The organism is Pseudomonas sp. 1152_12, from assembly GCF_052850675.1.
The window spans coordinates 346,637-362,693 of sequence record NZ_VXCW01000003.1 but is presented as its reverse complement, the minus strand read 5'-3'; the positions used below and the strand labels follow the sequence as shown (position 1 = coordinate 362,693).

The 16,057-nt window shown below is 59.7% G+C and carries 17 protein-coding genes and 1 pseudogene; 10 read left to right on the top strand and 8 right to left on the bottom strand.

The window, feature by feature from the left end:
* Window positions 1–11: 11 nt before the first annotated feature.
* Both FW764_RS07020 and FW764_RS07015 read right to left on the bottom strand, forming a co-directional pair.
* Window positions 12–1,154: an MFS transporter gene (locus FW764_RS07020; protein ID WP_446433314.1), complete on the bottom strand. Its 1,143-nt coding sequence runs from the start codon at window positions 1,152–1,154 to the stop codon at window positions 12–14.
* Between the two features lie 159 nt (window positions 1,155–1,313).
* The gene (locus tag FW764_RS07015; protein WP_446433313.1) at window positions 1,314–2,807 is read right to left on the bottom strand and encodes an aldehyde dehydrogenase; all 1,494 of its coding nucleotides are present in this window, start codon (window positions 2,805–2,807) and stop codon (window positions 1,314–1,316) included.
* Window positions 2,808–3,037: 230 nt separating this feature from the next.
* Here FW764_RS07015 and FW764_RS07010 point away from each other — a divergent pair, with 230 nt between their 5' ends.
* Complete coding sequence (locus FW764_RS07010) at window positions 3,038–3,400, top strand: cupin domain-containing protein (RefSeq protein ID WP_446433312.1); 363 nt, start codon at window positions 3,038–3,040, stop codon at window positions 3,398–3,400.
* 71 nt (window positions 3,401–3,471) lie between these two features.
* Here the strand turns inward: FW764_RS07010 and rpmG are convergent, their stop codons facing one another.
* Both rpmG and rpmB read right to left on the bottom strand, forming a co-directional pair.
* Window positions 3,472–3,627 (bottom strand): 50S ribosomal protein L33, encoded by a 156-nt coding sequence (gene rpmG / locus FW764_RS07005; protein ID WP_003176906.1) that lies wholly within the window; start codon window positions 3,625–3,627, stop codon window positions 3,472–3,474.
* An 11-nt stretch (window positions 3,628–3,638) separates the two neighbouring features.
* Entirely contained in the window at window positions 3,639–3,872 is a 234-nt protein-coding gene (gene rpmB, locus FW764_RS07000) for a 50S ribosomal protein L28 (protein ID WP_003176907.1), read from the bottom strand.
* Window positions 3,873–4,330: 458 nt separating this feature from the next.
* Between rpmB and FW764_RS06995 the strand changes: the two genes are divergently transcribed.
* A complete protein-coding gene (locus tag FW764_RS06995) occupies window positions 4,331–5,923 on the top strand; it encodes an ABC transporter substrate-binding protein (RefSeq protein WP_446433311.1) in 1,593 nt (530 codons plus the stop codon).
* Between the two features lie 27 nt (window positions 5,924–5,950).
* On the opposite strand, the gene radC is transcribed toward FW764_RS06995, so the two are convergent.
* Window positions 5,951–6,625, bottom strand: coding sequence for a RadC family protein (gene radC, locus FW764_RS06990; protein WP_446433310.1), 675 nt, complete (start codon window positions 6,623–6,625; stop codon window positions 5,951–5,953).
* Between the two features lie 129 nt (window positions 6,626–6,754).
* Between radC and coaBC the strand changes: the two genes are divergently transcribed.
* From coaBC to argB, 4 genes and pseudogenes are all read left to right on the top strand, one after another.
* Window positions 6,755–7,963: a bifunctional phosphopantothenoylcysteine decarboxylase/phosphopantothenate--cysteine ligase CoaBC gene (coaBC, locus tag FW764_RS06985; protein WP_446433309.1), complete on the top strand. Its 1,209-nt coding sequence runs from the start codon at window positions 6,755–6,757 to the stop codon at window positions 7,961–7,963.
* A 5-nt stretch (window positions 7,964–7,968) separates the two neighbouring features.
* Window positions 7,969–8,424, top strand: a complete 456-nt coding sequence (dut, locus tag FW764_RS06980; protein WP_083356118.1) for a dUTP diphosphatase — start codon at window positions 7,969–7,971, stop codon at window positions 8,422–8,424.
* A 258-nt stretch (window positions 8,425–8,682) separates the two neighbouring features.
* Window positions 8,683–10,086: pseudogene (locus FW764_RS06975) on the top strand (phosphomannomutase/phosphoglucomutase); the annotation flags it as partial.
* Between the two features lie 19 nt (window positions 10,087–10,105).
* On the top strand, window positions 10,106–11,011 hold the full coding sequence (gene argB / locus FW764_RS06970) for an acetylglutamate kinase (RefSeq protein ID WP_083356115.1): 906 nt from the start codon (window positions 10,106–10,108) through the stop codon (window positions 11,009–11,011).
* A 178-nt stretch (window positions 11,012–11,189) separates the two neighbouring features.
* On the opposite strand, the gene pyrE is transcribed toward argB, so the two are convergent.
* Complete coding sequence (gene pyrE / locus FW764_RS06965; RefSeq protein ID WP_446433308.1) at window positions 11,190–11,834, bottom strand: orotate phosphoribosyltransferase; 645 nt, start codon at window positions 11,832–11,834, stop codon at window positions 11,190–11,192.
* Window positions 11,835–11,916: 82 nt separating this feature from the next.
* Here pyrE and FW764_RS06960 point away from each other — a divergent pair, with 82 nt between their 5' ends.
* A complete protein-coding gene (locus FW764_RS06960; RefSeq protein WP_003195493.1) occupies window positions 11,917–12,696 on the top strand; it encodes an exodeoxyribonuclease III in 780 nt (259 codons plus the stop codon).
* 58 nt (window positions 12,697–12,754) lie between these two features.
* Here the strand turns inward: FW764_RS06960 and FW764_RS06955 are convergent, their stop codons facing one another.
* The gene (locus tag FW764_RS06955; protein ID WP_094948707.1) at window positions 12,755–13,123 is read right to left on the bottom strand and encodes a DUF4870 domain-containing protein; all 369 of its coding nucleotides are present in this window, start codon (window positions 13,121–13,123) and stop codon (window positions 12,755–12,757) included.
* 22 nt (window positions 13,124–13,145) lie between these two features.
* The gene (gene rph, locus FW764_RS06950; protein ID WP_446433307.1) at window positions 13,146–13,868 is read right to left on the bottom strand and encodes a ribonuclease PH; all 723 of its coding nucleotides are present in this window, start codon (window positions 13,866–13,868) and stop codon (window positions 13,146–13,148) included.
* 217 nt (window positions 13,869–14,085) lie between these two features.
* Here rph and FW764_RS06945 point away from each other — a divergent pair, with 217 nt between their 5' ends.
* The 3 genes from FW764_RS06945 (at window position 14,086) to rpoZ (ending at window position 16,011) form a co-directional block, all read left to right on the top strand.
* Window positions 14,086–14,949 (top strand): YicC/YloC family endoribonuclease, encoded by an 864-nt coding sequence (locus FW764_RS06945; protein ID WP_446433306.1) that lies wholly within the window; start codon window positions 14,086–14,088, stop codon window positions 14,947–14,949.
* Between the two features lie 10 nt (window positions 14,950–14,959).
* Entirely contained in the window at window positions 14,960–15,580 is a 621-nt protein-coding gene (gene gmk, locus FW764_RS06940; protein WP_010168203.1) for a guanylate kinase, read from the top strand.
* Between the two features lie 167 nt (window positions 15,581–15,747).
* Window positions 15,748–16,011, top strand: coding sequence for a DNA-directed RNA polymerase subunit omega (gene rpoZ, locus FW764_RS06935; RefSeq protein ID WP_003176920.1), 264 nt, complete (start codon window positions 15,748–15,750; stop codon window positions 16,009–16,011).
* The last annotated feature ends 46 nt before the right edge of the window (window positions 16,012–16,057 follow it).

Below are 16,057 nucleotides of genomic sequence, written 5' to 3'. Positions count from 1 at the left end.
ACAATTCAGGCTCAGGCAGGCTGTGCAGCACCGAACGCCCCCTGGCGCAATAACAGCACCAGCAGCCCCAGTGCCCCGGCCGCCATCAGCAACGGCAATGCATGCCCGCTGATCCACTGGCTGCCCGCACCGGCCACCAGCGGCCCGATCAGGCAGCCGATGCCCCATAACTGCGCCACGTGGGCGTTGGCGCGCACTAGCGCATCGTCGCGGTAACGTTCGCCGATCAGGATCAGCGACAACGTGAATAACCCACCGGCACTGGCGCCGAAGACCACCCACACCGGCCAGATCAGCAGCGTGTGCAGCAGCAGCGGAATCGCCAGGCTTGAGGCCAGCAACAGCACCGCACAGCTCAAAAAAAGCGTGCGTCTCGGCAAATAGTCGGCCAATGCGCCGATAGGCAATTGCAGCAGCGCATCGCCGACCACCACCGTGCTGACCATGGCCAAAGCAATCTCGGCCGTGAAACCTTGCTGCAGGCAATACACCGGCAGCAGTGTCAGAATCATCGCCTCGAACGCAGCGAACAGCGCCACCGCCCAGGCAATCGCCGGCAGGCTCCGGCAAAAACGCCAAAGATCGTTGAAGGTGACGCTGAAGGATTCGGCCGTCGGCGCCCCAGAGCGGCCCAGCAACAGCAGCGGCGCGAGCATCAACAGGCCTACGCCCACCCAGAAGCCGTAATCATGGTCGGTGCCCAACACGCCCAGCAGCAATGGCCCCGACAATTGGCTCAAGGCATACGTGCAGCCATACAGCGCCACTAAGCGGCCACGCCATTGCTCGACCACAAGCTGGTTGATCCAACTTTCGCCAAGGATAAACACGATGGTCAGGATCACCCCGATCATCAGCCGCAGCATCAGCCAAACCGGGTAGCTGGGCAGGATTGCCAGCAGGCCGATGGACACCGCTCCCGCCCAGAGGCACAGGCGCATCAGGTTGGCGGTGCCCAGCCATGAGGCCATGCGGCTGGAGACCTTTGCGCCCAGTAGCACGCCGAAGGCCGGCATGGCTGCCATCACACCAATGGCGAAACTGCCGTAGCCCCAGCCTTCCAGGCGCAGGGACACCAACGGCATGCTGACGCCCAGGGCCAGGCCGACACTCAGTACTGAGGCCAGGACGGCGAAATAAGTCGCCCAACGCATTTCCACGCTCCTGTGGATAATTTTTTAAAACACAAAAAACAGTGTGGGAACGGGCTTGCTTCGCGAATGCGGTGTATCAGTCAAAACAACTGAGACTGTCATACCGCATTCGCGAAGCAAGCCCGCTCCCACATCTGGCCTGCGGTGTTTCCTACAGGGTTACAGCTTGATCCAGGTCGCCTTCAGCTCGGTGTATTTGTCGAACGCATGCAGCGACTTGTCGCGACCATTACCCGATTGCTTGAAGCCGCCAAACGGCGCGGTCATATCGCCGCCATCGTACTGGTTAACCCATACGCTACCAGCGCGCAGCGCCTTGGCGGTCAGGTGCGCCTTGGAGATATCCGCCGTCCACACCGCTGCGGCCAGGCCGTATTGGGTGTCGTTGGCGATGGCGATGGCTTCTTCGGCGCTGTCGAAGGTAATCACCGACAGCACAGGGCCGAAAATCTCTTCTTGAGCAATCTTCATGGCATTGGTCACACCGTCGAAAATCGTCGGCTCAACGTATGTACCACCGGTTTCTTCCAGGGTGCGCTTGCCGCCTGCGACCAGCTTGGCGCCGTCGGCGTGGCCAGCTTCGATGTACGACAGCACGGTGTTCATCTGCTGAGTGTCCACCAGCGCGCCGACGGTTGTTGCAGGGTCCAGCGGGTTGCCTGGCTTCCAGCCCTTGAGGGCCTCGATCACCAGCGGCAGGAATTTATCCTTGATGGAACGCTCTACGAGCAAGCGCGAACCGGCGGTGCAGACTTCGCCTTGGTTGAAGGCAATAGCGCCCGCGGCGGATTCGGCAGCCGCTTGCAGGTCTGGCGCATCGGCAAATACGATGTTCGGGCTCTTGCCGCCCGCTTCCAGCCACACGCGCTTCATGTTCGACTCGCCGGAGCGGATCAACAGCTGCTTGGCGATCTTGGTGGAACCGGTGAATACCAGCGTGTCGACGTCCATGTGCAGCGCCAGTGCGTTGCCCACGGTGTGGCCGTAACCCGGCAGCACGTTGAATACGCCTTTGGGAATACCGGCCTCAACGGCCAGGGCCGCGATGCGGATAGCGGTCAGCGGGGATTTTTCGGACGGTTTGAGGATCACCGAGTTACCGGTCGACAACGCTGGGCCGAGTTTCCAGCAGGCCATCATCAGCGGGAAGTTCCACGGCACGATGGCGCCAACCACGCCGACCGGCTCGCGGGTCACCAGACCCAGTTGATCGTGCGGGGTGGCGGCAACTTCGTCGTAAATCTTGTCGATCGCCTCGCCGCTCCAGCTCAGAGCATTGGCTGCGCCTGGGACGTCAATACCGAGCGAATCGCTGATCGGCTTGCCCATGTCCAGGGTTTCAAGCAGCGCCAGCTCTTCGGCATTGGCCTTGAGCAAGGCAGCGAAACGGATCATGGCGGATTTGCGTTTAGCCGGCGCCAGACGCGACCAAACACCGGAATTAAAGGTGGCACGGGCATTTTCTACCGCGCGCTGGGCGTCGGCGGCGTCGCAACTGGCAACGGTGGCCAGCAGGCGGCCATCGACCGGGCTGATGCATTCGAACGTGTTACCGGAAACGGCGGCGGTGTATTCGCCATTGATATAGGCGCGCCCTTCGATCTTCAGATCCTTGGCGCGTTGTTCCCAGTCGGCACGGGTCAGGGTGGTCATGCGAGTGTCCTCCTCTTATTGAATACAAGGGCCAGGTGATGTCCCCCGGCAGCCTCAAAGAATTCTTGCCCGGCCAGCCTGCTGTTCGGCTCAAGGCAGCTGCCACCCTAAACCAGCGGCTGGGGATGTTTCAATATATTTGACATAACGGCGGTAAACGCCCTTGCGATGTTCATTTTAATAAACATAGACTTTGGGCTTTCCAACCGCAGGCCAGACGGGACACGCACATGAGCATCCAGGACATCGTCGACTTCAGCCAAGCCAACACCGCCCCCGAACGCTACCGGCCTGCCGCCGAAAAAGTCCTCAAGGGCGATCCCGAGCAAACGCTCTACAACCATTACAACAGCCCGTGCGGCCAGATGAGCGCTGGAGTCTGGGAAGGTGAAGTCGGGCAGTGGAAGGTCAATTACACCGAGCATGAGTACTGCGAGATCGTGCAGGGCGTTTCGGTATTGCGCGATGCCGACGGCAACGCCAAGACCTTGCGTGCCGGCGACCGCTTCGTGATTCCTGCCGGTTTCAACGGTACCTGGGAAGTGCTGGAGCCCTGCCGCAAGATCTACGTGGTGTTCGAACAAAAGACCTGATCAGCAAATCGCAGGCAAAAAAAAGCCCGACTTGTGAGAGACGGGCTTTTTTTCACAAAGAGGAAAATCAATTACTTGATTTTGCCTTCTTTGTAGATCACGTGCTTGCGAACGCGCGGGTCGAACATTTTCTTTTCGAGCTTGTCCGGGGTAGTACGCTTGTTCTTGTCGGTAGTGTAGAAGTGACCAGTACCGGCGCTAGAGATCATTCGAATCAATTCACGCATGATAAAGCTCCTTAGATCTTGCCAGCGGCGCGGATTTCGGCCAGCACGACAGTGATGCCGCGCTTGTCGATGATACGCATGCCTTTGGCAGATACACGCAGGCGAACAAAACGTTTCTCTTCTTCAACCCAGAAGCGGTGATGCTGCAGGTTCGGCAGGAAACGACGACGGGTTTTGTTATTTGCGTGGGAAATGTTATTCCCAGTCACCGGACCCTTACCGGTAACTTGACAGACTCTCGACATGCCTCAGCCCTCTAAAACCACATGCCCAACCCGGCATGGGTTGGCCGCTTAATCTCTCAGTCATTTGGCGCCAGGCGCCGCGTTTCTTTAAGGGTCTTACCGGCTACACCTACAGTGAAGGAACCGGGCCCCTAGAAAAGAGCGCTGCTTTATACCAGAAAGACCCCAGTGCAACAACAGCCCGTGTATTTTTACCGGCGTAAATCTTGGCGATAGACGCCCGAACCGTTGCCAGGAGGGGCCGCTGCAACAGCCGACCACTCGTCGCACAGAATGATTTACCGCGCCCGTCCGCACACAAACGTGCGAGGACAAACGCGCTGAGGCGCCATCAAAACAGCATTTTGCCCAAATGCACAGGCAAAAATGGGCTAGTCATTTATCAATCAGACCTCTACGGTAGGCTTTTTCCAGACTGCACTCGCAGATGGGCCTTCGATCTGCAAAGGAAACCGAATATGCGCCTCGCTGCCCTACCGCTGTTGCTAGCCCCTCTATTTATCGCGCCGGCGGCCCTGGCGGCTACCAGTTTGAGCGTATGCACCGAAGCCAGCCCCGAAGGGTTTGATGTAGTGCAATACAACTCACTGACCACCACCAATGCCTCAGCCGACGTGCTGATGAACCGCCTGGTGGACTACGACGCGAACAGCGGCAAATTGGTGCCGAGCCTCGCGGACAGCTGGGACGTTTCGCCGGATGGCCTGACGTACACCTTCAGGCTGCACCCGGGGGTGAAGTTTCACCGTACCGAATACTTCACCCCAAGCCGTACCCTGACCGCTGAAGACGTGCGCTTCAGCTTCGAACGCATGCTCGACCCGGCCAACCCATGGCACAAGATCGCCCAGAGCGGCTTCCCCCATGCGCAATCCCTGCAATTGCCGACACTGATCAAGAAGATCGACGCCCTCGACCCGCTGACCGTGCGTTTCACCCTCGATCACGCCGACTCAACCTTCCTCGCCGCGCTGAGCATGGGCTTTGCCTCGATCTACCCGGCCGAATACGCCGACAAACTGCTCAAGGCCGGCAGGCCTGAAAAGCTCAATAGCCAGCCGATCGGCACCGGTCCGTTTGTGTTCGTACGCTTTCAGAAAGATGCGGTGGTTCGCTACAAAGCCAACCCGGAGTACTTCGCCGGCAAACCGGCTGTGGATAACTTAATCTTTGCCATTACCCCGGATGCCAACGTGCGGCTGCAGAAACTGCACCGTGACGAATGCCAGATCGCCCTATCGCCTAAGCCTTTAGACGTAGGCGAAGCCGAAAAAGACCCGGCATTGAAGGTGGAGAAAACCGCCGCCTTCATGACTGCATTCGTAGCCATCAACAACCAGCACCCGCCGCTGGACAAACCGCAAGTGCGCCAGGCGATCAACCTGGCGTTCGATAAGAACAGCTACCTCAAGGCAGTGTTTGAAGGCACCGCTGAGGCGGCAAATGGCATTTACCCACCCAACACATGGAGCTATGCCAAGGACTTGCCTGGTTATCCACAGGACATTGCCAAGGCCAAGACGCTGCTGGACCGCGCGGGACTCAAGCACGGCTTCAAAACCACTATTTGGACTCGCCCGACGGGCAGCCTGTTGAATCCCAACCCCAACCTCGGCGCCCAGCTGTTGCAGGCGGACCTGGCCAAGATTGGCATTCAGGCAGAGATCCGTGTGATCGAATGGGGCGAACTGATTCGCCGCGCCAAGGCTGGCGAACATGACCTGCTGTTCATGGGCTGGGCCGGCGATAACGGCGACCCAGATAACTTCCTGACCCCGCAATTCTCTTGCGCAGCGGTGAAATCCGGCACCAACTTCGCCCGCTACTGCGACCCCGCGCTGGACAAACTGATCAGCGCAGGCAAGACCACCAGCGAGCAAGGCGTACGCAGCAAGCTGTACCAACAGGCCCAGGCGCAGATCCAGCAACAGGCCTTGTGGCTGCCATTGGCGCACCCGACCGCGTTTGCCCTGGCCCGCAAGAATGTCGAGGGTTATCAAGTGAGCCCGTTTGGTCGCCAGGACTTCTCCAAGGTCAGCGTCAACCCCTGAGCCTCCACCCCGCCCCAGTGGGCGGGGTTACAGCCACCCGTATTCCGCCATCGACAGCGGGTCGCCATCGCCCACGATGATGTGATCCAGCACCCGCACATCCACGACTTCCAAGGCCTTTTGCAGCAACTTGGTCAATTTTCGATCAGCCGCACTCGGCTCGACGCTCCCCGAAGGATGGTTGTGGCACAGGATCAATGCTGCCGCGTTGTACTCAAGTGCGCGCTTGACCACTTGCCGGGGATAAACCACGGCAGCATCAATGGTGCCCTGGAACAACGCCTCGAAGCCCAGCACCCGGTGCTTTGAGTCGAGAAACAGGCAGCCGAATATCTCGTGGGGCTCATGACGCAACAACGCCTTGAGGTAATCGCGCACGGCCACGGGGCTTTCCAGCACCGACTCCTTGCGCAGGCTTTCGGCCATATGCCGCCGAGACATTTCCAGCACGGCCTGCAACTGGGCAAATTTCGCCGGCCCCAGCCCCAAATGCCTGCTGAACAGCGTCTGGCTGGCCTCAAGCAATGGGCGAAGGCCACCGAATTGCGCCAACAAGTGGCGTGCCAGGTCGACCGCGCTTTTGCCGGAAACCCCGGTGCGCAGGAAGATCGCCAACAGCTCGGCATCCGACAGGTTTGCCGCGCCCCATTCCAAAAGTTTCTCCCGTGGACGTTCCGCCACAGGCCAATCTCGAATACTCATCCCACCTCCGTGTGCGTGTGCGCCGCTGTTGCCAGGCAGACGCTGTGTTATCTTAAGCCCTCTTTTTTGCATGCGATTTCCCCTGGGGAGGGGGTGTCGCAGGCGTCACTGAACTGGAAAGGCAAACCAATGCAGCGTCTGTATCGGAAACGCATCGTTCTCGGCGTCGGCGGCGGGATTGCCGCCTACAAGAGCGCAGAGCTGGTTCGCAGGCTTCTGGACCAGGGCGCCGAAGTGCGCGTGGTCATGACCCGCGGTGGCAGTGAGTTCATCACCCCGCTGACCATGCAAGCCCTGTCCGGCCACCCGGTGCACCTCGACCTGCTGGACCTGGCGGCAGAAGCCGCGATGGGCCATATCGAGCTGGCCAAATGGGCCGACCTGGTACTCATCGCCCCAGCGACCGCCGACCTGATCGCCCGCCTGGCCCAAGGTATCGCTGACGACCTACTGACCACCCTGGTACTGGCAACCGACGCCACCGTCGCCATTGCCCCCGCCATGAACCAGGCCATGTGGCGCGACCCGGCCACCCAGGCGAACACCCAACTCCTGCAAAGCCGAGGCCTCAAAGTGTTCGGCCCCGCGTCCGGCAGCCAGGCCTGCGGCGACGTCGGCATGGGCCGCATGCTTGAAGCTACCGACCTGGCGCTGTGCGCCGCCGAGTGCTTCCAGCACCTGGCCCTGACTGGCAAGCACGTGCTGATCACTGCCGGCCCGACCCAGGAAAACATCGACCCGGTGCGCTACATCACCAACCATAGCTCAGGAAAAATGGGCTTTGCCTTGGCGGAAGCGGCGGTCGAGGCAGGCGCGCGGGTCACCTTGATCACCGGTCCGGTGCATTTGCCGACCCCTGATCGGGTTACGCGAATCGACGTAGTCAGCGCCCGAGACATGCTGGCAGCCTGTGAGGCAGCGATTCCCTGCGACCTGTTTATCGCCTCGGCAGCGGTTGCGGACTACCGCCCTGAAGTCGTAGCCCCGCAAAAGCTCAAGAAAGACCCTACAAGCGGAGACGGCCTGCTCCTGCAAATGGTGCGCAACCCGGACATTCTGGCAACTATCGCCACGCGTTCAGACCGCCCGTTCAGCGTCGGCTTTGCCGCCGAAACCGAGCACCTGCTGGACTACGCCGCACGCAAACTGAAAGATAAAAACCTCGACCTGATTGTTGCCAATGATGTCGCCAACCCGAGCATCGGCTTCAACAGTGAGGAAAATGCCATCAGCGTGATCGACCGCGAGTTGCACGCCACCGTTTTCGCCCAGACCAGCAAGGGCAAGATTGCCCGCCAACTGATCTCATTTATCGCCCAACGGCTGAACCAGGTTTAATTTACATGCACGCTTTGCAAGCCAAGATTCTCGACCCCCGCATCGGCAACGAATTCCCACTGCCGGCCTACGCCACCCCAGGCTCCGCCGGGCTGGACCTGCGCGCCATGCTCAAGGAAGACACCGTCCTCGAGCCGGGCCAGACCCTCCTGATTCCTACCGGCCTGTCGATCTATGTCGGTGACCCGGGCCTGGCGGCACTCATCCTGCCGCGCTCCGGCTTGGGCCATAAACACGGCATCGTGCTGGGCAACCTCGTAGGCCTGATTGACTCCGATTACCAAGGCGAGCTGATGGTGTCGTGCTGGAACCGTGGTCAGACCGCCTTCAACATTGCTGTCGGCGAACGCATCGCCCAACTGGTGCTGGTGCCGGTGGTGCAGGCGCGCTTCGAGCTGGTACAGGAATTTGACGAGACCCAACGCGGCGCGGGCGGCTTTGGGCATTCCGGCAGCCACTGACTAAGCTGAACCAGGCTGGGCACCTGTGCCCGGCCTGACGCTAACGCATGGCTTTTCCGGATGAACAATGCGCGCACCTTACAAGCGAGATTTCATAAGTGAAATCAAAGTATTACGAGGGAAAAAGCACAGAGCGCGAGCGCCGATGGCATTTGCGCACCACGAACTCTCTGCCGAAAAAGCCGTCATACCCTTCAGTTTGAGCCCGCCGGTCAACCACATTCAGGCCAGCTTTGCCCCCTTCAGATGGAGTTTCCCCTCGCGATGAGTACCGCAGCCCGAGTAGCCCCGACATTCCCCGACAGCATCTTTCGCGCCTACGACATTCGTGGCGTGGTGCCCAAGACCCTGACCGCCGAAACCGCTTACTGGATCGGCCGCGCCATCGGCGCCCAGAGCCTGGCCCAGGGCGAACCTAACGTCTCGGTCGGCCGTGATGGCCGCTTGTCCGGCCCGGAGCTGGTAGAGCAGCTGATCCAGGGTCTGGCTGACAGCGGCTGCCACGTCAGTGACGTCGGCCTGGTGCCGACGCCTGCGCTGTACTACGCAGCCAACGTACTGGCCGGCAAGTCCGGTGTCATGCTCACCGGCAGCCATAACCCGTCGGACTACAACGGTTTCAAGATCGTCATCGCCGGTGACACCCTCGCCAACGAGCAAATCCAGGCGTTGCACGACCGCCTGAAGACCAACGATCTGACCAGCGGCACCGGCAGTATCACCAAGGTCGACATTCTTCAGCGCTACTCCGACGAAATCACCGGCGACGTCAAACTCGCGCGTCGCCTGAAAGTGGTAGTGGACTGCGGCAACGGCGCGGCAGGCGTGATCGCACCGCAACTGCTCGAAGCCCTGAACTGCGAAGTGATCCCGTTGTTCTGCGACGTCGACGGCAACTTCCCTAACCACCACCCAGACCCGGGCAAGCCTGAAAACCTGGTGGACCTGATCGCCAAGGTCAAGGAAACCGGCGCCGATGTAGGCCTGGCCTTTGACGGTGATGGCGACCGAGTCGGCGTGGTGACCAACACCGGCGAGAACGTGTTCGCCGACCGCCTGCTGATGCTGTTTGCCCGCGACGTGGTGGCACGCAACCCCAACGCCGAAATCATCTTCGATGTGAAATGCACCCGCCGCCTCACCCCGCTGATCAAGGAATACGGCGGTCGCCCGCTCATGTGGAAGACCGGTCACTCGCTGATCAAAAAGAAAATGAAGGAAACCGGCGCGCTGTTGGCCGGCGAAATGAGCGGCCACGTATTCTTCAAAGAGCGCTGGTTCGGATTTGACGACGGCATTTACAGCGCCGCCCGTCTGCTGGAGATCCTCAGCAAGGAAAAATCCACGGCGCAGGAGCTGTTTCAGACCTTCCCGAATGATATTTCTACGCCAGAGATCAATATCCATGTGACCGAGGAGAGCAAATTCAGCATCATTGACGCACTGCACGATGCGCAATGGGGCGAAGGCGCCAACCTGACCACCATTGACGGTGTGCGAGTCGATTACGCCAAAGGCTGGGGCCTGGTTCGCGCGTCCAACACCACGCCGGTGCTGGTCCTGCGTTTCGAGGCGGATACCGAGGCTGAGTTGCAGCGCATCAAGGACGTGTTCCACGCCCAGTTGAAACGTGTTGCCCCTGATCTCCAATTACCGTTCTGATTTTTTACCGGAGCCCTGAATGACCCTCGAACGCGAAGCCGCTGCCAATACTGCCAAGGTCCTGTCCGAAGCATTGCCTTACCTTCGACGCTACGTCGGCAAGACGCTGGTGATCAAGTACGGCGGCAATGCCATGGAAAGCGACGAGCTGAAAACCGGCTTTGCCCGCGACATCGTGTTGATGAAAGCCGTCGGGATCAACCCGGTCGTGGTGCACGGTGGTGGCCCGCAAATCGGCGACCTGCTCAAGCGATTGTCGATCGAGAGTCACTTTATCGATGGCATGCGCGTCACTGACGCGCAGACCATGGACGTGGTGGAGATGGTCCTCGGCGGCCAGGTCAACAAAGACATCGTCAACCTGATCAACCGTCATGGCGGCAGTGCCATCGGCCTGACCGGCAAGGACGCGGAGCTCATCCGCGCAAAAAAACTGACCGTTACCCGTCAGACGCCGGAGATGACCCAGCCGGAAATCATCGACATCGGACAGGTCGGCGAAGTGATCGGCATCAATACCGACCTGCTGAACTTGCTGGTTAAAGGCGACTTCATCCCGGTGATCGCGCCTATCGGCGTGGGTGCCAACGGTGAGTCCTACAACATCAACGCCGACCTGGTAGCCGGCAAAGTGGCCGAGGCGCTGAAGGCTGAAAAGCTGATGTTGCTGACCAACATCGCCGGCCTGATGGACAAGGAAGGCAAGGTATTGACCGGCCTGACTACCCAGCAAGTGGACGAGTTGATCGCTGACGGCACCATCTACGGCGGCATGCTGCCGAAGATCCGTTGCGCACTGGAAGCGGTGCAAGGCGGCGTCGGTAGCTCGCTGATCCTGGACGGCCGCGTACCGAACGCGATCCTGCTGGAAATCTTCACCGACACCGGTGTGGGCACGCTGATCAGTAATCGCAAGCGTCCTTAATCGGCAGAAAATAAAAAGGCCCCGCTCAATCAAATTGAGCGGGGCCTTTTTTGTTTGCACTTGATCCAAATGTGGGAACTGGCTTGCCTGCGATGCCTGCACCTCGGTAAATCAGTTGTACCAAGGTGATGCTATCGCAGGCACCCACACGGGTCCGCGTCCCGGATGGGTTTCGGTGTCAGACGCCGAACTGCTCGCGGTACGCTTTGACCGCCGGCAAATGCTGCTTGAGCTGCGGATCGTCTTCCAGGAACTGCAACACCTGGTTCAGCGACACGATGCTCACTACCGGAATGCCAAAATCACGCTCCACTTCCTGGATCGCCGACAATTCGCCATTGCCGCGCTCCTGGCGGTTCAGTGCGATCAACACACCGGCGGCCTTGGCACCGTCCTGGGAAGCGATGATCTGCATCACTTCACGGATGGCGGTGCCGGCCGTGATCACGTCGTCGATGATCAGCACGTCGCCTTTAAGCGCAGCACCGACCAAGCTACCGCCTTCGCCATGAGCCTTGGCCTCTTTGCGGTTGAAGCACCACGGCAAATCCAGCCCATGATGTTCCGCCAACGCCACGGCAGTCGCGGCCGCCAGCGGGATGCCCTTGTAGGCCGGGCCGAACAGTACGTCGAAGGAAATACCGCTTTCAACGATGGCTGCCGCGTAGAAACGACCCAGCTGAGCCAGGGCCGAACCCGAGTTAAACAAGCCTGCATTGAAGAAGTAAGGGCTGGTGCGCCCGGACTTCAGAGTGAACTCACCGAAGCGTAAAACGCCGCGATCGATGGCAAAACGAATGAAATCGCGTTGATACGCCTGCATGAAAAAAGCCTCAGATACCACGGATTTAGCTAATTAGGTAGACGGCGTGTATCATACACGCACGCGATTTTTGGGGCCATTTATGCGGATCATCAGTGTGAACGTCAATGGTATTCAGGCTGCAGTCGAGCGTGGTTTGCTCAGTTGGCTGCAAGCACAGAATGCCGACGTCATCTGCCTGCAGGACACCCGCGCCTCCGCCTTTGAACTGGACGACCCAGCCTTCCAACTGGATGGCTACTTCCTTTATGCCTGCGATGCCGAAGTGCCCACCCAAGGTGGCGTGGCTTTGTACTCGCGGTTGCAACCCAAGGCGGTCATCAGCGGCCTCGGCTTCGAGACAGCCGACCGCTACGGGCGCTACCTGCAAGCCGATTTCGACAAGGTCAGCATCGCGACCTTGCTGCTCCCTTCGGGGCAGAACGGCGATGAAGACTTGAACCAGAAGTTCAAGCTAATGGACGATTTCGCCCGTTATCTGGATAAACAGCGACGCAAACGTCGCGAGTACATTTACTGTGGCTCGCTGTACGTGGCGCAACAAAAGCTGGATATCAAGAACTGGCGCGACAGCCAGCAATCCCCGGGTTTCCTGGCGCCGGAACGTGCCTGGATGGACGAGATTGTCGGCAACATGGGTTATGTCGATGCCCTGCGCGAGGTCAGCCGCGAAGGCGACCAGTACAGCTGGTGGCCGGACAACGAACAGGCTGAGATGCTCAACCTGGGCTGGCGTTTCGACTATCAGCTGCTGACCCCTGGCCTGCGCCGGTTTGTTCGCAGCGCACGCCTGCCGCGTCAGCCACGCTTCTCGCAGCACGCGCCGCTGATCGTGGACTACGACTGGACACTGACCATCTAAGGTCTTTTTCCAGGCACAAAAAAACCGACATCGCTGTCGGTTTTTTTGTGGGTGCTCATTATTTGACCAGCCGCCAGGTAAAGGGATAGCGATAGGCGATCCCCTTGTTGGCCTTGATCGAACCGATGATGGTCAGCACCACGGTCGCAATCGCCAAGGCAGTCATCAGGAAGAAACCAATCACCGCAAAGGCGAGCACGATGCAAACCAGCCAGGCAATGGCTACGGTGATCTGGAAGTTCAAGGCTTCCTTGCCCTGATCATCAATGAACGGGTCCACTTCTTTCTTCATCTGCCACAGGATCAGCGGCCCGACGACACTGCCGAAGGGGAACACAAACCCCAGAAATGCCGCGAGGTGACACAACATTGCGCCCTGGCGCACTTCGTAGGAAGGCGTGGGCACGGGAAGTTGACTGTCATTCATGGCGTTTCTCCTTGAGGCCGGTTCAGTCAGCCAGTGCGGCGTTCTGCAGTTCGAATATTTCGTTCATGCCTTTCTGGGCCAGGGCCAGCATGGCATTCAGGTCGGCTGGCTGGAATGGCGCGCCTTCGGCGGTGCCCTGCACTTCGATGAAACCACCGGTGCTGGTCATTACCACGTTCAGGTCGGTCTCGGCAGCCGAGTCTTCCAGGTAGTCCAGGTCCAGCACAGGCTCGCCCTGGTACATGCCGACCGACACCGCAGCAATCATCTGCTTGAGCGGGTCGCCAGCCTTGAGGCCGCCGCGCTTCTTGATCACTTTCAGTGCATCGACCAGAGCCACCATGGCGCCGGTGATGGAAGCGGTGCGGGTGCCGCCGTCAGCCTGGATTACATCGCAATCGACGTACAGGGTAACGTCGCCCAGCTTGGACATGTCCAGGGCTGCGCGCAGCGAACGGCCGATAAGACGCTGGATTTCCAGGGTACGCCCGCCTTGCTTGCCACGGCTGGCTTCACGCTGGTTACGCTCGCCAGTGGCGCGCGGCAGCATGCCGTACTCGGCGGTCAACCAACCCTGGCCCTGGCCCTTGAGGAAACGCGGCACACCGTTTTCGACGCTAACGGTGCAGATCACCTTGGTATCGCCAAACTCGACCAGTACAGATCCCTCGGCGTGTTTGGTGTAGTTGCGGGTGATGCGGATCGAGCGGAGCTGATCGGCAGCGCGACCACTTGGACGTTTCATAGGGGATACCTGTACGGAGGACGAAAAACTGCCGAGCATTATAGAGCCGCGAATCGTTTCGGGGCACTTCTAAAAAATTCGGTTACGAATGGCTAGCCTAGCGCCCATTGTTTGGGCGCGCTCGCCCCACTGCGCTACAATCCTGCGCCTTCGCAGCCTGTCGGCTTCAATTTACTCATCAGCCCGTATTTGCGGGACTGCATCGCGAGGTACCTCCATGGTGCACAGCATGACCGCCTTCGCCCGCGTCGAAAAAGCCGGCGCCCAAGGCACCCTGAGCTGGGAACTGCGCTCGGTCAACAGCCGTTACCTGGAGCCGCACCTGCGCCTGCCGGAATCTTTCCGTGACCTCGAAGGCGCCGTACGTGAAGCGCTGCGCCAGGGTATCTCGCGTGGCAAGCTGGAATGCACCCTGCGCTTTACCGAGGAAACCACCGGCAAACCGCTGCAGGTCGACCGCGACCGCGCTGCGCAATTGGTCGCCGCCGCCGAAACCATCGCCAGCCTGATCAAGCAGCCCGCCGCGCTGAACCCGTTGGAAGTGCTGGCTTGGCCCGGTGTACTCGTGGCCGACGCCGCCGACCCGCAAGCCCTCAACGCCGAAGCCCTCGCCCTGTTCACCCAAGGTTTGAAGGAGCTCAAGGCCGGCCGCGAGCGCGAAGGCGCCGAACTGGCACGCCTGATCAGCGATCGCCTGACCTCGATCGAAGCCGACGTAATCACCCTGCGCGAGCTGGTGCCGCAGATGCTCGCCACCCAGCGCCAGAAGGTTCTTGACCGTTTCACCGACATGAAGGCCGACCTCGATCCGACGCGTCTGGAACAGGAAATGGTCTTGTTGGCGCAGAAGAGTGACGTGGCCGAAGAGCTCGACCGCCTGAGCACCCACATCCTCGAAGTGCGCCGCGTGCTCAAATCCGCAGGCGCCGCCGGTCGGCGCCTGGACTTCCTGATGCAGGAACTCAACCGCGAAGCCAATACACTGGGCTCCAAGGCGTTTGATCCGCGCAGCACGACAGCTGCGGTCAACCTCAAAGTGTTGATCGAGCAGATGCGCGAACAAGTACAGAATATTGAGTAAGGCAACTTCCATGACCCACAGCACCGGCACCCTTTACATCATTTCCGCCCCTTCGGGCGCGGGCAAGAGCAGCTTGGTCAAGGCCCTGACCGACGCTGACGAGCAGATCCGCATCTCGGTCTCGCACACCACCCGCGCCATGCGCCCGGGTGAGGTGAACGGCGTGCACTATCACTTCGTCGAGCGTACCGAGTTCGTGAAGATGATCGAACACGGCGACTTCCTTGAGCGCGCCGAAGTGTTCGGTAATCTCTACGGCACGTCGCAAAGCCATCTGCAGCAGACCCTGGACGAAGGCCACGACCTGATTCTGGAAATCGACTGGCAAGGCGCCGAGCAAGTGCGTCAGTTGATGCCCAAGGCGCGCTCGATCTTTATCCTGCCGCCGTCGCTCGAGGCCTTGCATCAGCGTCTGACCAACCGTGGCCAGGACAGCGACGAGATCATCGAAGGCCGCATGCGTGAAGCTGTCAGCGAAATGAGCCACTACGTCGACTACGACTACCTGATCATCAATGACGATTTTGCCCACGCCTTGGATGATTTGAAGGCGATTTTCCGCACCAATCAGCTCCAGCAAAAGCGTCAACAGCAACGTTTCGGCAAATTATTGGCTGAACTGCTCGGCTGATTGGCTCTTCCCAAAACTGCTACAAGGGCTTTACATTGGCACTTGTAGCGGTTTTTCGAGGGCGCGGGAAAAATCAGCGCTTCCCTAAACGCTGGTGATTTTTTAAACTGTTTAGTCCGCTCGCCCAACCGGGCAGCGCGCATCTTGCATTCGCTCCGAGGAATACCATGGCCCGCGTAACCGTTGAAGACTGCCTAGAACACGTGGATAACCGCTTTGAGCTGGTCATGCTCTCTACCAAGCGTGCCCGTCAACTGGCCACTGGCGGCAAAGAGCCCCTGGTCCAGTGGGAAAACGACAAGCCTACCGTAGTCGCCCTGCGCGAAATCGCTGAAGGCCTGATGAGCTACGAGTTCATCGCCAACGCCGAAATCGTTGAAGACGAACCGCTGTTTGCAGCGTTCGAGGACGAGTCCAACGAGGCCGTCTAAGCCTATGCCTGGTCGACGTAGCACGGCGCAGGGTCACAGCCTTCGG